The 13,676-nt window shown below is 61.7% G+C and carries 20 protein-coding genes; 9 read left to right on the top strand and 11 right to left on the bottom strand.

Annotated features, from left to right (window positions below; all coding sequences use genetic code 11):
* Positions 1-62: 62 nt before the first annotated feature.
* Positions 63-473: a response regulator gene (locus J7557_RS14695; RefSeq protein ID WP_291420801.1), complete on the top strand. Its 411-nt coding sequence runs from the start codon at positions 63-65 to the stop codon at positions 471-473.
* 201 nt (positions 474-674) lie between these two features.
* Here the strand turns inward: J7557_RS14695 and lysA are convergent, their stop codons facing one another.
* The 3 genes from lysA to argH all read right to left on the bottom strand — a co-directional run bounded on the left by lysA (position 675) and on the right by argH (position 4,428).
* Complete coding sequence (gene lysA, locus J7557_RS14690; protein WP_291420800.1) at positions 675-1,961, bottom strand: diaminopimelate decarboxylase; 1,287 nt, start codon at positions 1,959-1,961, stop codon at positions 675-677.
* Positions 1,962-2,120: 159 nt separating this feature from the next.
* Positions 2,121-2,837 carry a gamma-glutamylcyclotransferase gene (locus tag J7557_RS14685; protein WP_291420799.1) on the bottom strand — a complete coding sequence of 239 codons (717 nt, stop codon included), beginning with the start codon at positions 2,835-2,837 and terminating at the stop codon, positions 2,121-2,123.
* Positions 2,838-2,979: 142 nt separating this feature from the next.
* Complete coding sequence (argH, locus tag J7557_RS14680) at positions 2,980-4,428, bottom strand: argininosuccinate lyase (protein WP_291420798.1); 1,449 nt, start codon at positions 4,426-4,428, stop codon at positions 2,980-2,982.
* A gap of 23 nt (positions 4,429-4,451) precedes the next feature.
* On the opposite strand from argH, the gene J7557_RS14675 reads away from it, so the two are divergent.
* On the top strand, positions 4,452-5,111 hold the full coding sequence (locus tag J7557_RS14675) for a redoxin domain-containing protein (RefSeq protein ID WP_291420797.1): 660 nt from the start codon (positions 4,452-4,454) through the stop codon (positions 5,109-5,111).
* On the opposite strand, the gene J7557_RS14670 is transcribed toward J7557_RS14675, so the two are convergent.
* The 3 genes from J7557_RS14670 to J7557_RS14660 all read right to left on the bottom strand — a co-directional run bounded on the left by J7557_RS14670 (position 5,108) and on the right by J7557_RS14660 (position 6,145).
* Entirely contained in the window at positions 5,108-5,311 is a 204-nt protein-coding gene (locus J7557_RS14670; RefSeq protein WP_291420796.1) for a hypothetical protein, read from the bottom strand. The two genes, J7557_RS14675 and J7557_RS14670, sit on opposite strands and share 4 nt — an antisense overlap.
* A 10-nt stretch (positions 5,312-5,321) precedes the next feature.
* A complete protein-coding gene (locus tag J7557_RS14665; RefSeq protein ID WP_291420795.1) occupies positions 5,322-5,504 on the bottom strand; it encodes a putative motility protein in 183 nt (60 codons plus the stop codon).
* A gap of 65 nt (positions 5,505-5,569) precedes the next feature.
* The gene (locus J7557_RS14660; protein ID WP_291420794.1) at positions 5,570-6,145 is read right to left on the bottom strand and encodes a rhomboid family intramembrane serine protease; all 576 of its coding nucleotides are present in this window, start codon (positions 6,143-6,145) and stop codon (positions 5,570-5,572) included.
* A 6-nt stretch (positions 6,146-6,151) separates the two neighbouring features.
* On the opposite strand from J7557_RS14660, the gene J7557_RS14655 reads away from it, so the two are divergent.
* Complete coding sequence (locus J7557_RS14655; protein ID WP_291420793.1) at positions 6,152-6,388, top strand: hypothetical protein; 237 nt, start codon at positions 6,152-6,154, stop codon at positions 6,386-6,388.
* Positions 6,389-6,454: 66 nt separating this feature from the next.
* On the opposite strand, the gene J7557_RS14650 is transcribed toward J7557_RS14655, so the two are convergent.
* A complete protein-coding gene (locus J7557_RS14650; protein ID WP_035086799.1) occupies positions 6,455-6,655 on the bottom strand; it encodes a twin transmembrane helix small protein in 201 nt (66 codons plus the stop codon).
* Between the two features lie 21 nt (positions 6,656-6,676).
* Positions 6,677-7,567, bottom strand: a complete 891-nt coding sequence (locus tag J7557_RS14645; RefSeq protein WP_291420792.1) for a LysR family transcriptional regulator — start codon at positions 7,565-7,567, stop codon at positions 6,677-6,679.
* An 88-nt stretch (positions 7,568-7,655) separates the two neighbouring features.
* Here J7557_RS14645 and J7557_RS14640 point away from each other — a divergent pair, with 88 nt between their 5' ends.
* Entirely contained in the window at positions 7,656-8,606 is a 951-nt protein-coding gene (locus J7557_RS14640) for an NAD-dependent epimerase/dehydratase family protein (protein WP_291420791.1), read from the top strand.
* A gap of 195 nt (positions 8,607-8,801) precedes the next feature.
* Here the strand turns inward: J7557_RS14640 and gluQRS are convergent, their stop codons facing one another.
* Positions 8,802-9,650, bottom strand: a complete 849-nt coding sequence (gene gluQRS, locus J7557_RS14635) for a tRNA glutamyl-Q(34) synthetase GluQRS (protein ID WP_291420790.1) — start codon at positions 9,648-9,650, stop codon at positions 8,802-8,804.
* A gap of 4 nt (positions 9,651-9,654) precedes the next feature.
* Between gluQRS and J7557_RS14630 the strand changes: the two genes are divergently transcribed.
* The 5 genes from J7557_RS14630 (at position 9,655) to J7557_RS14610 (ending at position 12,257) form a co-directional block, all read left to right on the top strand.
* Complete coding sequence (locus tag J7557_RS14630; protein ID WP_291420789.1) at positions 9,655-10,326, top strand: DNA-3-methyladenine glycosylase 2 family protein; 672 nt, start codon at positions 9,655-9,657, stop codon at positions 10,324-10,326.
* Positions 10,323-10,976, top strand: a complete 654-nt coding sequence (locus J7557_RS14625) for a phospholipase (RefSeq protein WP_291420788.1) — start codon at positions 10,323-10,325, stop codon at positions 10,974-10,976. The genes J7557_RS14630 and J7557_RS14625 overlap by 4 nt, the downstream gene beginning before the upstream one ends.
* A gap of 89 nt (positions 10,977-11,065) precedes the next feature.
* Positions 11,066-11,623: an HNH endonuclease gene (locus tag J7557_RS14620; protein ID WP_035086793.1), complete on the top strand. Its 558-nt coding sequence runs from the start codon at positions 11,066-11,068 to the stop codon at positions 11,621-11,623.
* A 77-nt stretch (positions 11,624-11,700) separates the two neighbouring features.
* On the top strand, positions 11,701-11,964 hold the full coding sequence (locus tag J7557_RS14615) for a type II toxin-antitoxin system ParD family antitoxin (RefSeq protein WP_035086791.1): 264 nt from the start codon (positions 11,701-11,703) through the stop codon (positions 11,962-11,964).
* Complete coding sequence (locus J7557_RS14610; protein WP_291420787.1) at positions 11,964-12,257, top strand: type II toxin-antitoxin system RelE/ParE family toxin; 294 nt, start codon at positions 11,964-11,966, stop codon at positions 12,255-12,257. The genes J7557_RS14615 and J7557_RS14610 overlap by 1 nt, the downstream gene beginning before the upstream one ends.
* Here J7557_RS14610 and J7557_RS14605 read toward each other — a convergent pair.
* Both J7557_RS14605 and J7557_RS14600 read right to left on the bottom strand, forming a co-directional pair.
* Positions 12,254-12,757 carry a disulfide bond formation protein B gene (locus J7557_RS14605; protein WP_291420786.1) on the bottom strand — a complete coding sequence of 168 codons (504 nt, stop codon included), beginning with the start codon at positions 12,755-12,757 and terminating at the stop codon, positions 12,254-12,256. The two genes, J7557_RS14610 and J7557_RS14605, sit on opposite strands and share 4 nt — an antisense overlap.
* 79 nt (positions 12,758-12,836) lie before the next feature.
* A complete protein-coding gene (locus J7557_RS14600; RefSeq protein ID WP_291420785.1) occupies positions 12,837-13,664 on the bottom strand; it encodes a DUF72 domain-containing protein in 828 nt (275 codons plus the stop codon).
* Between the last annotated feature and the right edge of the window lie 12 nt (positions 13,665-13,676).

Raw genomic sequence — 13,676 nt, 5'->3', positions numbered from 1 at the left:
TTTGCCCCTGACAGGTCCGGTCGGTGCCACTTGGCTACCGATCCGCCGCCCGGAGACTGCCTATGGCCCGTATTCTTGTCGCTGAAGACGACCCATCCGTTCGCGCATTCGTGGTGACCGCGCTCACCATGAAGGGCCATGAGGTCGTGGCCGAGGAAGATGGCGGGCTGGCCGCCGAAACCATGGAAGCGGAAGGCGGCAAGTTCGACCTGCTGCTGTCCGATATCAAGATGCCGGTGATGGACGGGATCGCGCTTGCCCTGCAGGTGGGCTCGGCTTTTCCGGATGTGACGATTGTGCTGATGACCGGCTTTGCCGACCAGCGCGAGCGCGCGCATGGGCTCGAGGCGCTGGTTTACGATGTGATCGTGAAGCCGTTTACGCTGGCGGAACTGCTGGCGAAGGTGGAAGACGCGCTGGAGGGGCGGCCGGTTGAGGTGCTGTCACTGGCGCGGCAGGCGAGAGAAGAGTAGGGCGGCTTCGGCGCCCACTTCAGCGGTCGAACGCCGCTCTGTTCTTCTCCCCATCGGGGAGAAGGTGGCGCGAAGCGCCGGATGAGGGGGAGCTTCAGAGGATCGCGTCTGTGGCGAGAGTCCCCCTCACCGACTCGGCTGCGCCGAGCCACCTCTCCCCGATGGGGAGAGGAATGGGCCGGTGGCTAGCCTGGATTTGCGTCACACCCAGTCTGGAACGCTATCCAGTGCCAGCAATTCCTCAATGGATTTGCGCGGGCGGATAACGTGCCAGCGCGGGCCGTCGACGAGCACTTCCGGGATCAGCGGACGCGAATTGTAGGTGGAGGCCATGACGGCGCCATAGGCGCCGGCGCTCATCACGGAGAGCAGATCGCCTTCCCTAACGCCCGGGATGGTGCGGCCTTTTGCAAGATAGTCGCCGGTTTCGCAGACGGGGCCGACGATGTCGCCGGTGATGGGCGGCAGGTTGGACTGGTTGACCAGTTCGACGTCGTGATGGGCTTCGTAGAGTGTCGGTCGGATCAGGTCGTTCATCGCCGCGTCGACGATGATGAAGTTGGACGAGCCTTCCTTTACATATTCGACCTTGGTGATGAGCACGCCGGCATTGCCGACGAGGAGGCGGCCAGGTTCGATCACGAGGGTGCAGCCAAGCTGGCCGACCTTGTCGCGCACGACTGCGGCATAGGCTTCCGGATGCGGCGGGGCCTCTTGGTCGTGGTGATAGGGAATGCCGAGGCCGCCGCCGACATCGACATGGTGGATGTCGTGGCCGTCGGCGCGCAGGGCCTGCACCAGTTCAGCCATGAGGCCGAAGGCGTTGCCGAAGGGTTCAAGGTCGGTGATCTGCGAACCGATGTGCATGTCGACGCCGACGGCGACGATGTTCGGTAGCTCGGCAATGCGCTGATAGACCTCGCGGGCACGCTTGTAGGGAATGCCGAACTTGTTCTCGGACTTGCCGGTCGAAATCTTGGCATGGGTGCGCGCATCGACGTCGGGATTGACGCGGACGGAGACGCGGGCGGTGAGGCCCATGTCGCTAGCGATCATGGAGAGGCGTTCGAGTTCGGGTTCGCTCTCGACGTTGAAGCACTTGATGCCGGCCTCAAGACCCTGGCGCATTTCGGCGACGGTCTTGGCGACGCCGGAGAAGACGATCTTTTCGGCGGGGATGCCGGCCGCAAGGGCGCGCTGGAGTTCGCCGCCCGAAACGACGTCGGCGCCGCACCCTTCGCGCGCCATCAGCGTGAGCACGGCCTGATTGGAATTGGCCTTCATGGCATAGGCCATCAGCGTAGGGATGCCCTCAAAGGCTTCGCGCACGACGCGGACATGGCGGCGGAGGGTCGCCGAGGAATAGACGTAAAACGGGGTGCCGACCTTTTCAGCCAGCTCGTTGATATTGACGTCCTCGGCATAGAGGGTGCCGTCGCGGTGCTGGAAGTGGTGGACCAAGGTGTCATCCTCAAGTGCGCCAACCACACAGTGTCACCCCGGCGAAGGCCGGGGTCCATCCTGAGATTGGGGTAATTTGCTGCACTTCAGGATGGGTCCCGGCCTTCGCCGGGATGACAGCCTGAGTGTTTGATGGGCTTTCGGGAAAAATCCCTATGCCAAGCACGGCCAAAACAAAAGTGAGACTTATCGATCCGTCTCATAAACGGCTTCGATGCGCTCGGCGACGAGGTTTTGCAGGCGCCAGAGATGGGCGTCGTGGAGGCCCATCTGTTCTAAGTGCTCTACCGTCGAGAACAGGTATTCGGCCATGGAGCCGCGGCTGCCGACGGCCTTGGCGAGGACATCGGCGATTTCGTCTTCGGAGAGGCCCGTGACATAGCGGCCGGAATGGCGGTCGATGCAGAAGGTCAGGGCGCGGATATTTCGGTCGCCGGAGCGGACCGTCACCATGCGCGGGGGAAAGGCGGTGGGCTTCCAGCCCATTTCGCGCTCGAACAGCTTTATCAAACACTCGTCGCGCTTATGGGGCGGCAGGCGATAGAGCGCGCCCTTGCAGGCGCCGCCGCGATCGAGGGCGAGCATGAGGCCGGGGTTTTGATCGCTACCGCGAAAGCGGTTGTTCCAGCCCAGGCAAAAGGCGCGGTGCCAGCCGTGAAGCAGGCCGGTACGGATTTCAACGTAATCGCAGGCCGGTTTCCAGATCAGCGAGCCATAGGCAAAGATCCAGGTCTCGTCTTGATCCTCGGGGCCGAAAAATCTGGCGATGGTTTCGCGGTGGTCGGCTTCGCTCGCCTCGGTCATGCCCTCTGGCGGAGGCGGCATGACCTCGGACGGATTTTCGGGCGTCAGATAGGCGACATGGCGCGGGGTGAGGCGCATCTGTCGCTGGTCTTTAGGCATTCGGCCTCCGTCTTCTCCCACACCCACAGCGTCATTCCCGCGAAGGCGGGAATCCCTGGCGGTGAAGAGAGATCCCCGCTTTCGCGGGGATGACGCGGTGAACGCTCAGGATTCGGCGTTCAGATTGCCCGAGTGCACTCGCCTACTCAACCCCGCCATCGCCATGGCCGCCATGCTTCTTCTTGGTGAGGGCGCGGGGCTGGTGGTCTTCGCCGGTGAGGGCCGATTTCCAGCGGGCGGCCTGGGCCAGAACGTTGATCGGGGCGGTGCCGCCATAGGATTTTCGCGCCGCGACGGAGGCTTCGACCGTCAGCACCTTATGGATGCGGCTATCGATGCGGGCGTCGACGGCCTTGAAATCCTCGATGGTGAGACCTTCGAGGCCGCAGTTCTTGGATTCGGCGAGGGCGACGACCTGGCCGGTGATGTGGTGGGCATCACGGAAGGGGATGTTGAGTTCGCGCACCAGCCAGTCAGCGACGTCGGTGGCGGTCGAGAAACCGGCCGAGGCCGAGGCGTGCATCTTTTCGCGCACGGGCTGCATGTCCGAGACCATGCCGGTCATGGCGGCCAGCGACAGGGAGAGCGCGTCGAGGGCGTCGAAGGCGACTTCCTTGTCTTCCTGCATGTCCTTGGAATAGGCGAGCGGCAGGCCCTTCATGACGACCAGCAGGGAATTGAGCGAACCCATGATGCGGCCGATCTTGGCGCGCACCAGTTCAGCCGCATCCGGATTGCGCTTCTGCGGCATGATGGACGAGCCGGTGGTGAACTTGTCCGAAAGCTTGATGAAGCCGAACTGAGCCGAGGACCAGATGACCATCTCTTCCGCGAATCGGGAAAGGTGCATGGCGCAGATCGCGGCGGCGGCAAGCGTTTCGAGAATGAAATCGCGGTCGGCGACGGCGTCGAGCGAATTGGCGGTGGGGCGGTCAAAGCCCAAGGCATTGGCCGTCATGTCGCGGTCGATGGGGTAGGGCGTGCCGGCGAGAGCGGCAGAGCCGAGCGGATTTTCGTTGAGGCGGCGACGGGCATCAGTCAGGCGGCCGGCATCGCGGCCGAGCATTTCGACATAGGCGAGCAGATGATGCCCGAAGGTGACCGGCTGGGCGTTTTGCAGGTGCGTGAAACCGGGCAGGATGGTTTCGGCCTCTTCCTCGGCGCGCTTGACCAAAGCCAGTTGCAGTGTGTGGATCTGGGCGACCAGGTGGTCGATGGTGTCGCGGACATAGAGCTTGAAATCGGTCGCGACCTGGTCGTTGCGCGAACGGGCCGTGTGGAGGCGCCCGGCGGCATCGCCGATCTTTTCGCGGAGGCGCGATTCGACATTCATATGGATGTCTTCTAGTGCCCGCGAGAATTTGAACGAGCCGTTCTCGATTTCCGCCAGCACCTCGTCTAGACCCAAAAGGATAGCGTCGCGATCGGACTGCGTCAGAATGCCTGTTGCGGCGAGCATTGTGGCATGGGCTTTTGATCCGGCAATATCCTGGCGGAACAGGCGCTGGTCGAAACCGATCGAAGCGTTGATTTCTTCCATGATGGCGTCGGGGCCGGATGCGAACCGTCCACCCCACATCTTGTTGCTCATCGTCTGCCTTTCAGGAGTAGCCCATGTCGGACACCAGCCAACCCAAGCCAGAAGGCCGGAACTATAGGGCTCTTGCCGTGCTGGGGGTGGCCGTTGCGGGCGTAGCTATAGCTTCGTGGGTTTATCTCGGCAATGCCGCCTCGGCCAACTCTTGCCCGGTTCAGGCGGCGCAGGCGCAGATCGTCGACGCGGCCGCGGTGGGCGAACTGGCGGCGGTCAATGGCACGGGCGAGGGGCGCGGCTATGCCGATTTGGCCTTCAAGGCGGCCGATGGCACGGAGATGACGCTGGGCGATTTTGCGGGCAAGGCGCTGCTGGTGAATTTCTGGGCGAGCTGGTGCGTGCCGTGCCGCGAAGAAATGCCGGCGCTCGATGCGATTGCCACGGAATACAATTCGGACAAGTTCCAGGTGGTGCCGATCAATCTCGATATTGGCGAGGGAGGCTTGGCGAAGGCCGAGGAATTCCTGGCCGAGGGACAGTTCAAGAATCTGCCGCTTTATGCCGACAACACTTTTGCCGCCTTTGATCGGCTGAAGCGCGAGGCGGTGGCTGTGGGCCTGCCAGCAACTCTGCTGCTCGATCCGGAAGGGTGCGAATTGGCCGTGCTGCAGGGGCCGGCGGAGTGGCATAGTAAGGATGGCAAGGCGGTGGTCGAGGCGCTGATCGGTCTGCGCGGCTAGACCAGCATATCCACTTCAGCCCCGTTTACGGGATTGCGCACAATGGCGGGCAGGGCTTCGGGCTCTGCCTTGTTTTGCGTGAGGGCCATTTCGCCGCGCATTTTTGCGACTTGCGCCAGGAGCGTGTTGGCCGAAGCGCCTTCGCGGGTAGCGATGCGGTTGATCATGACCGATGTGCTAGTGCCCAGGGCATTGCTCATCGGGAAAATCTCAGGCGGTCTTGTCGACCTGCGTGCCCTGGCCCGGGGGAAGTGTTGCCTGGGCAGGCTGCAGCAGCATGTCGAGAAGCTGGGTCTGCATGTCGTGGGCCTTCTTGAACACCGCGATCTGCACGGACTGCTGGGTCTGTGCGGTGCGAGCCACCATGAGGCTGGAGGCGAGATCGGTGTCCATGGGCTGATTTCCCTACGCGATACTAAAGACGCCGGGAGCTTAGCAAGGCACGGTAAAGAAACCTTCTACCGGCCGCCGAAGAGCATGACATCGCGGCGGCGCATGACCGCGGCAAGCCCGACGCCAGCAACGAAGCCGCCGATATGGGCCCACCAGGCGACGGATTCCTGCGATCCTATGACCACATAGAAGAGCTGCGTGGCGACCCAGAAGCCCAGCATCCAGAAAGCCGGGACCGGCAGGGGAATGGGGATGACGATGCGCGCGAGGACAAAGACACGGGCATGGGGGAAGAGGAGAATATAGGCGCCCATGACGCCGGCCACGGCGCCCGAAGCGCCGATCAGCGGGCCATTGCCATCGAGGTTGAAGAGAAGGTGGGCGACGGCGGCGAGCACGGCGCAGGCAAGGTAGAAGACAAGGAAGCGCAGATGCCCCATGGCGTCTTCGATATTGTCGCCAAACACCCAGAGGAACAGCATGTTCGAGAGCAGATGCAGCCAATCGGCATGGAGAAAGGCATAGGTGACCAAAGTTGCCCAGTCCGGCAGCCAGGGGAGGGGCGCGGGATAGATATCGCGCACGACGATGGGAATCATGCCGAAATAGATCGTCGCTTCATCGAAGGCCGCGGGTGGCAACGTCGCTTGGACGATGAAGACCAAAATATTGAGCGCGATCAGCCCATAAGTGACGTAGGGAAATCTGACATGGCGATGCGGATTGACGTCATGCAGGGGCAGGAACAGGGCTTTTCTCCTCGGGTGCGCGGGTATTCACGTGATGTCGGGCTGCAAACGGCCATTTTCTGCGCTTCCGGTGCTCACGTACTGATGTACGCTCCGCTCCGGTTCTCGAAAACCACCGTTTTCGCCTCGCCCTGACGTGAATCCCCCCACACCCGCGCGCGGCCAGAAGGGAGGTCTGCGGAGTTCTCAGGAACCGGCAAGTTAGCCGCGGCCGCCGCCGAAGAAGAAGAGGGCGCCGATCAGCAAGAGGATGGCAACGGCCTGGCCCATGACGCGCAGGCGCATGAGGCGCTGGCTGGTATTGGCCGAGCCACCCTTGGTCATATTCCAGAGGCCCATGCCCAGAACCACGATGACGAACAGCAGGGCCAGCGCGATGCCGATATTGAGAAGAGTCTGCATGGGTTTGGCCTCCTTGCCGGTTCAGCTCTCAATATAGGCGAGAAGGCCCGCCGCCAAGGCATCATAAACGGCGCGGATGCGGTGGGAGGTGTACAATTCCCTGTGCGTCGTCAGCCAGACCGGCAAAGGCGGGATGGCGATATCGATGGGCAGGGCGACAAGGCCGGACGTGCGGCGCACGAGATTGGCCTGGGCAAAGCCGATGCCGAGCCCGGCACGCAGCAATTCCCAGAGATGGGGCTGGTCGTCGGAGCGAATAACAAAATTTTCGCGATTGAGCGAATAGCCGAGTTTTCGGGCGTGGGTGACGATGGCGCTGGAGCGGTCGAAGCCGAGCATGTCGTGCTGCCAGAGTTCGGCGAGGGTCGTGGGGCGGCCGCGGCGGGCGAGGTAGCGCTCATGAGCAACCGGGACGAGAGGGATGTCGCCGAGGTGTTTTGTCACCAGTTCGAGTTGGGTGGGGCGGAACATGCGGATGGCGATATCGGCCTCGCGCATGAGGATGTTTTCGGCTGAATCCGAGGGGACAATTTCAAGGGCGATGCGCGGATGGAGGGCGCGGATGGGGACGAGGATTTCCGGCAGCACGTAGTTTGAGATCATGGCGCTGGCCGTGATCCGAACCGTGCCGCCGGTATCGTCCTGGGCACCCTCGGCCATCATATTGGCCTCGGCCAGAGCGGTTTGCGCCTGTGCTATGGGGCCATAGAGTTTAAGGGCCGTGCTGTTGGGCTTGAGGCCCGAAAGGCTGCGCTCGAAGAGCTGTAGGCCGAGTTGGGATTCCAGGAGTTCGATATGGCGGCCGATGGTCGGCTGGCTTGAATTGAGGGCGCGGGCGGCGGCGGAAAGCGAGCCATGCTCGATGACACCGGCAAAACTGCGCCAGAGGGACCAGTCAGGCTCTCTATTCATGATTGAATATCAAATCTCGAAATTTGGCCAATCGCTATAAAAATCTGTAGCGGGCAATCTCGTCTCCAGCAAGTCAAGGAGATGTAGAATGACCAAGGGTGAAGTGACGGTTCTGGGCAGCAACGGCCATATTGGCAATGCGGCGATGATCGCCTTTCGCGATGCGGGCTGGAGCGTGACAGGGCTGGGGCGGACGAACCGCAAGCCGGTTGCTGGCACGACGTTCGTGGCCGGCGATGCGGATGACGTCGAGGTGGTGCGGGCGGCGATTGCGGAGGCGGATGTAGTCATCCATGCGCTGCACCTGCGCTATGACCAGTGGGGCAATGGGCGCTCGGAAAAGCAGTTGCAGGTTGTCATTGATGCGCTTGGAAGTAGCGGCAAGACGCTGCTGTTTCCGGGGACGATCTACAATCATCGCGCCGACGACCGGACGATTTCGCCGGCAACGCGGCAGAGCGCCGAGGCGCCGCGCGGGGAAATCCGTATCCGGCTCGAGACCATGCTGCGCGAGGCTTCGGCGGCAGGGAAGTTCCAGACGATCATTTTGCGCGGCGGCGATTTCTTCGGGCCGGGCAATCGCGGGGAATGGTTCGAGGCGGCGATGATGATGGATATCGCTAAGGGGAAACTCTACCACATGGGCGACCTGAAACTGCGCCATAGCTGGGCTTACTTGCCCGATCTTGCGCGCGCCTTTGCGGTGCTGGCGGAGAAGCGGGAGACGCTTGGAAAATTCGAAAATTTCCATTTTGCCGGACACTGGGTGTCGCATGGGCAAATGATGGGGGCGATCCAGACGGCGCTGCCGGGGAAGGTTGCGGTGTCGCCGCTGCAGTGGTGGATGATCCGGGCGGTGGGGCTGTTCAACCCGGTCATGCGGGACATCTACCGCATGCGGTATCTGTGGCTGAATGAGATGGAGCTGGTCGATCCGCGGCTCGATGCGCTGCTGGGGCCGGATTTTGGGACGCCGTTTGAGGAGGCGGTGGCGGCGACGGTGGAGGAGCTGGTGGGGGCGGGGAAGGTCGCGGCTTGAGTGTTCACTGAGGTTTTGGCTCTTTGGCCTTCTCCCCTTGTGGGAGAAGGTGCCCGAAGGGCGGATGAGGGGTATTCTTGCAGGGTCTGCAACTCGCTCCTCTGCGGAGGAGAGAATACCCCTCACCCTGATTTTCTGCTGAACGCAGAAAATCTTTCCCTCTCCCTCAAGGGGCGAGGGAAAGGCCGGTGGTCTCTAGAAGCCAACTGCCCTTTGCACATCCTCGGCAGTCCAACCCTCGCTGCGTAAATCGGCGAGGGTTTTGCTGTTTTTGGATTTGGCCAGTTTCTGGCCGTCGTCGCCGAGGAGGAGGCGGTGGAAGTGGTAGATGGGCGTTGAGAAACCCAGGAGCATCTGGAGGAGGACGTGGATGTCGGTCGCCGCTTCCATGTCGCGGCCCCTAGTGATGTAGGTCACATTTTGCGCGGCATCGTCGACGACGACGCTGAGGTGGTAGCTGGTGCCGATGTCCTTGCGCTGTAGCACGACATCGCCCCAGCGCAGGGGGCGGGCGTAGCGGATTTGCGGGCGATCGCGGAGGGTTGGGCCGATGACGGTAAAGGTCAGCATGCCGGCTTCTTCAATGGCGCGATCGGTATGGAGGCGGAATTGCACGGGGTCGCCGCGCTCTAGCCGCTCGATGCGCTCGGCATTGGAAAGGTGCTTGCAGGTGCCGGGATAGATGGGGGCGCCGTCGGGGTCGGTGTCTTCTGCTTTGGACGCGATATCGGAGCGGGAGCAGAAGCAGGGATAGATGAGATCGCGCTGGCGAAGGCGGTTGGCGGCTTCGGCATAAATCTCGAAGCGGTCGGACTGGATGAGGACGGGTTCGGGCCAGGAGAGGCCGAGCCATTTCAGGTCCTCGAAAATGTCTTCGGTAAATTCGGGTTTACAGCGCGTGATGTCGATGTCTTCGATGCGCAAAAGCGTCGTGCCGCCGAAAATTTCGGCGGCCTGCCAGGTCACGAGTGCGGAAAGCGCGTGGCCGAGATGCAGGCGCCCATTGGGGCTAGGGGCGAAACGAAGAATTGGTTTTTTGGACATGACTTTGACGACTACCACTTTTGCGCCCGGAGCGTCACCGCGGATCGATACGGCTGAAGGGGTGGCGGTGCATCTCGACCATTTGATGGCTCTGGTGCCGCAATTACTGCCGATGCGGGAGCGCGTTGGGGCGGTGCTGCCAAGGGTCAATCCCAAGGGATTTGCCGGCATGGCCAAGGTGATCTGCGGGCAGCAGCTTTCGGTACGGAGCGCGGCGGCGATCTGGGGGCGATTTGAAAAACTGCCGGGATCGCTGGAGCCAGAATCTTATCTACTGCTCGATGAAGAGACGGTGCGCGGCTCCGGGTTTTCGCGCGGAAAATTTCTGGCTGTGCGGACGATTGCCGAGGCGGTTGGGGCGGGGGAGCTCAACTTTGCCGAGGTGGATGCACTACCGGCCGAAGAGGCGATCAAGGCGCTGGTGGCGCTGAAAGGAATCGGGCCGTGGACGGCCGAAGTCTATCTGCTCTTTTGCGCCGCCCATCCCGACATCTTCCCGGCGGGGGATCTCGCTTTGCTCAAAGCCGCGCATCATGGGCTTGGCCTTGACGAGCGTCCGACGATCAAGGAGATGATCGGCATGGCCGAGAACTGGTCGCCGCACCGATCGGCCGCGGCGCTGCTGTTCTGGCGCTATTTTGCCATTCTGCGCGACAAGGAAGGGATTTTGCTGTGACCAAGCTTTCGGGGCCGATGATGCCGCCAGCCAATGGCCAAGCGCCCGATGCTGCGGTGGTTCTGCTCCATGGCTATGGCAGCGACGGCAATGATCTCATTGGTCTCGCCCCGCATTGGCGGCACCTCCTTCCCGGCGCGCTGTTCGTTTCGCCCAATGCGCCAATTGGGACAGAAATGGGTGGGTTTCAGTGGTTTCCCATAGACTGGACCGGTGATCGGCTGGCGAGCCGGCAGACAGGCGTGATCGAAGCTCGACCGGTGCTCGAAGGCTTCCTGCGCGATCTCTGGGCGCAGACGGGAATCACGCCGGAGCGGACGATCCTCGCAGGGTTCAGCCAGGGCGCGATGATGGCGCTGCATGTGGGCACGGGGCTTCCCGAAAAGCTCATGGGTGTCATCGGATTTTCGGGTGCTTTTTTGCCGCCGGAAGGATTTGGCGGCGAGACGTTCGCAAAGCCGCCGATCTGCCTTGTGCATGGCGATCTCGACGACGTGGTCGATCCCAATCTTTCGAGCGAGGCCAATACCTTGCTTAGTGGGGCCGACTTTGATGTCAGCTATCACGTGAGCCGCGGCGTGGGGCACGGAATTGCCCCGGATGGTCTGGGTTTCGCCGCCGATTTTATCGGGCGTGTCGCAGCGAAATAAGTCCTTCATCCCCGCTTCACAGCCCTGACACAAAGGGCTTACTATAAAGGGGCTATGGACTTAACAGATTCCCGCTTCGGGAGACTCTCGTGACCATCCATGTGTCGCCTGAGGCCTGTCCCGCTCTCGTGCTGAACGCCGATTTCCGGCCGCTCAGCTATTATCCCTTATCGTTGTGGTCGTGGCAGGACGCGATCAAGGCGGTGTTCCTCGAGAGGGTGAACATCGTTTCGCACTACGACACGGTGATCCATTCACCCAGCTTCGAAATGCGTCTGCCGAGCGTGGTGTCGCTCAAGGACTATGTGCGGCCGGCACGGCATCCTGCCTTTACGCGCTTCAACGTTTTCCTCCGCGATCGCTTCCAGTGCCAATATTGCGGCTCGCGCGATGATCTGACGTTTGATCACGTCATTCCGCGCTCGAAGGGTGGTCTGACGACTTGGGAGAATGTCGTGGCGGCCTGTGCGCCATGTAATCTGCGGAAAGCCAATCGGCTGCCGAGCGAGATAAAAATGTTCCCGCATCAGGCTCCGTTCGCCCCGACGGTGCACGATCTGCACAATAATGGCCGGGCTTTTCCGCCCAACCACCTGCACAAGAGCTGGCTCGATTATCTCTATTGGGACATCGAGTTGGAGCCGTAGGCCGTTCGCAGACATCCGGACTTGCTGCGGGTTCATCCAATAACTATTATTGGGTGGGCTTTGCGGGAGATGGTGCCATGGCGATCAGTGCGGATCTGGGTGCGACGCTCGAAAAGGTCGTGAACGATCTCGTCGAGAACGGGCGATACAACTCAAAGAGTGAAGTTTTGCGCGAAGGCGTGCGGCTGGTCCAAGAGCGCGAAGCGCGGCTGCGGGAGTTGGATGCGATGCTTGCCGCGGGACAGGCCGATATCGACGCTGGCAGGACCAAATCATTGGAAGAGGTGATGGCTAACGTCCAGCGACACATCGCTGCAATTGCCGCGAAGAAAGCCTCTTGATGCGGGTCCGGCTTTCCGATCTCGCCGAACAGGATTTGCTGGACATCGCCACTTTCATTGCCGCCGACAGTGTCCTTCAGGCGGAGATCTATACCGATAAACTCTTGCAAGCCTGCGCAGGACTGGCCGAGAGCGCAGAACGTTATGCGCTCATCCCAAGATACGAAGGCCGAGGATATCGGCGGCGGCCATTCGAGAATTACGCGATCATCTGCGTCGTGACCTCAGATGAGGTCGTCGTCGTCAGGATAACGTCCTCAGCTCGAGATATTGATACATTGCTTGACGACTAACGCTTCCGCTTTGCCTGAAACACGATTGCCCCGATCAGCAGGGCGACAATCGCCAGCGAGATCAATGCGTTGTAACCGGCGAGCGACATGCCGAGGAAGCGGAACTGCACCACGTCGCAGCCGATGACCGGGGTCATGCTGTTGAGCTGGTCGAAGCTGAAGCTGTCACCGACGCCGGTGCAGGCGGTGGGGCCGGGCCAGAAGCCCCATTCAACGCCAGCGTGGTAGGACCCCATATAGGTGCCCCAGGCGAAGATGCCGGTGACGATGAACATTCCCAGATACCAGACAGGCAGAGGCAGGCGGTTCCAGAGAACGAGGATCAGCGCCAGAAGCGGCAGGCCCCAGTAATAGGCCATGCGCTGTTCGAGGCAGAGCTCGCAGGGATAAAGTCCGCCGATATATTGGCTGCCAAGCGCGCCAAGGATGGTGGCGAGGCCAAGGAAAAAAGCGGCGCCGGCGGCGAGCTTGTCGAGGGGGCGGCTGGTGGCAATGGCCATGGAAATTCTCGAATGACGCTAGATGGCAGGCGGTCTAGACCCGCTTTGTGGCAAAAGCCAGCGGGGCACGGTGTCGTGATCAGGTCGCGGGCTTGATACCAAGTTTCTCGGCCAGCGCCATGGCATTGGCCGGGGCGTGCAGTTTGTCCTCGTGGACGAAATAGGCATAGGTGTCGATGCCGGTATCGCGCCAATCGGCGAAGGTCTTGGCGAGTTCGGACATGTCCGATTCTTCATAACCGGCGGCGCCGGGGCGGGCAGGGCCCTGCAGGCGGCAATAGGCGAAATCGGCGGTGAGGTCGAAGCGCGGGTTTTCCGGCGTGTCGGCGATTACGCGGGCGACATTGTGCTCGCGGAGGAGCGCATCGACTTCCGGCTTGTTGAAGCTTTCATGGCGCATTTCCACGGCGTGGCGGAAGGTCTTGTTGCCATTGGCTTCGAGATAGGGCGGTGCCTTGGCGCCGTCGGCTTTGCTCGCGAGGGCGAGATAAGCGTCGATATCGCGCGGGAGCTGGGCGAGAAAGGCCGAAAAGCTCGTGGGATCAAAAGCCAGATTGGGCGGCAATTGCCAGATGAAGGGGCCGAGGCGGTCGCCGAGGGCGAGAGGGCCCGAGGCGAAGAAGCCAGCCAGAGCATCCTCGCAGTTTTTCAGGCGCTTGATATGGGTGACCAGTTGCGGGCCCTTGATCGAGAACTGAAAACCTTCGGGCGTCTCGCCAGCCCATTTGGCAAAGCTCTCGGGCTTCTGGTTGCCGCGGAAGGTGGCGTTGATTTCGATGCTGGTCAGGTGGCGGCTGGCATAGTTGAGTTCTTTCTTCTGGACGAGGCCAGTTGGAAAGAAGGTGCCGCGCCAGGGTTCAAACACCCAGCCGGCCGTGCCCGTGCGGATTGTTCCCGTCTTGTTCATTGCCCGTCTCCT

The sequence above is a fragment of the Devosia sp. genome, assembly GCF_017744655.1.
Classification (GTDB): Bacteria; Pseudomonadota; Alphaproteobacteria; order Rhizobiales; family Devosiaceae; genus Devosia.
The sequence above is the reverse complement of the archived record's forward strand: the minus strand, read 5'-3'. Positions and strand labels throughout refer to the sequence as shown.

What these genes read in the sequence shown, in the direction of transcription:
- J7557_RS14695 (WP_291420801.1), top strand. Translation starts at nt 63, where the DNA reads ATGGCCCGTATTCTTGTCGCTGAAGACGACCCATCCGTTCGCGCATTC.
- J7557_RS14685 (WP_291420799.1), bottom strand. Translation starts at nt 2,837, where the DNA reads ATGCCTAAAGACCAGCGACAGATGCGCCTCACCCCGCGCCATGTCGCC.
- argH (WP_291420798.1), bottom strand. Translation starts at nt 4,428, where the DNA reads ATGAGCAACAAGATGTGGGGTGGACGGTTCGCATCCGGCCCCGACGCC.
- J7557_RS14675 (WP_291420797.1), top strand. Translation starts at nt 4,452, where the DNA reads ATGTCGGACACCAGCCAACCCAAGCCAGAAGGCCGGAACTATAGGGCT.
- J7557_RS14670 (WP_291420796.1), bottom strand. Translation starts at nt 5,311, where the DNA reads ATGAGCAATGCCCTGGGCACTAGCACATCGGTCATGATCAACCGCATC.
- J7557_RS14665 (WP_291420795.1), bottom strand. Translation starts at nt 5,504, where the DNA reads ATGGACACCGATCTCGCCTCCAGCCTCATGGTGGCTCGCACCGCACAG.
- J7557_RS14650 (WP_035086799.1), bottom strand. Translation starts at nt 6,655, where the DNA reads ATGCAGACTCTTCTCAATATCGGCATCGCGCTGGCCCTGCTGTTCGTC.
- J7557_RS14645 (WP_291420792.1), bottom strand. Translation starts at nt 7,567, where the DNA reads ATGAATAGAGAGCCTGACTGGTCCCTCTGGCGCAGTTTTGCCGGTGTC.
- J7557_RS14640 (WP_291420791.1), top strand. Translation starts at nt 7,656, where the DNA reads ATGACCAAGGGTGAAGTGACGGTTCTGGGCAGCAACGGCCATATTGGC.
- gluQRS (WP_291420790.1), bottom strand. Translation starts at nt 9,650, where the DNA reads ATGTCCAAAAAACCAATTCTTCGTTTCGCCCCTAGCCCCAATGGGCGC.
- J7557_RS14615 (WP_035086791.1), top strand. Translation starts at nt 11,701, where the DNA reads ATGGCGATCAGTGCGGATCTGGGTGCGACGCTCGAAAAGGTCGTGAAC.
- J7557_RS14610 (WP_291420787.1), top strand. Translation starts at nt 11,964, where the DNA reads ATGCGGGTCCGGCTTTCCGATCTCGCCGAACAGGATTTGCTGGACATC.
- J7557_RS14605 (WP_291420786.1), bottom strand. Translation starts at nt 12,757, where the DNA reads ATGGCCATTGCCACCAGCCGCCCCCTCGACAAGCTCGCCGCCGGCGCC.
- J7557_RS14600 (WP_291420785.1), bottom strand. Translation starts at nt 13,664, where the DNA reads ATGAACAAGACGGGAACAATCCGCACGGGCACGGCCGGCTGGGTGTTT.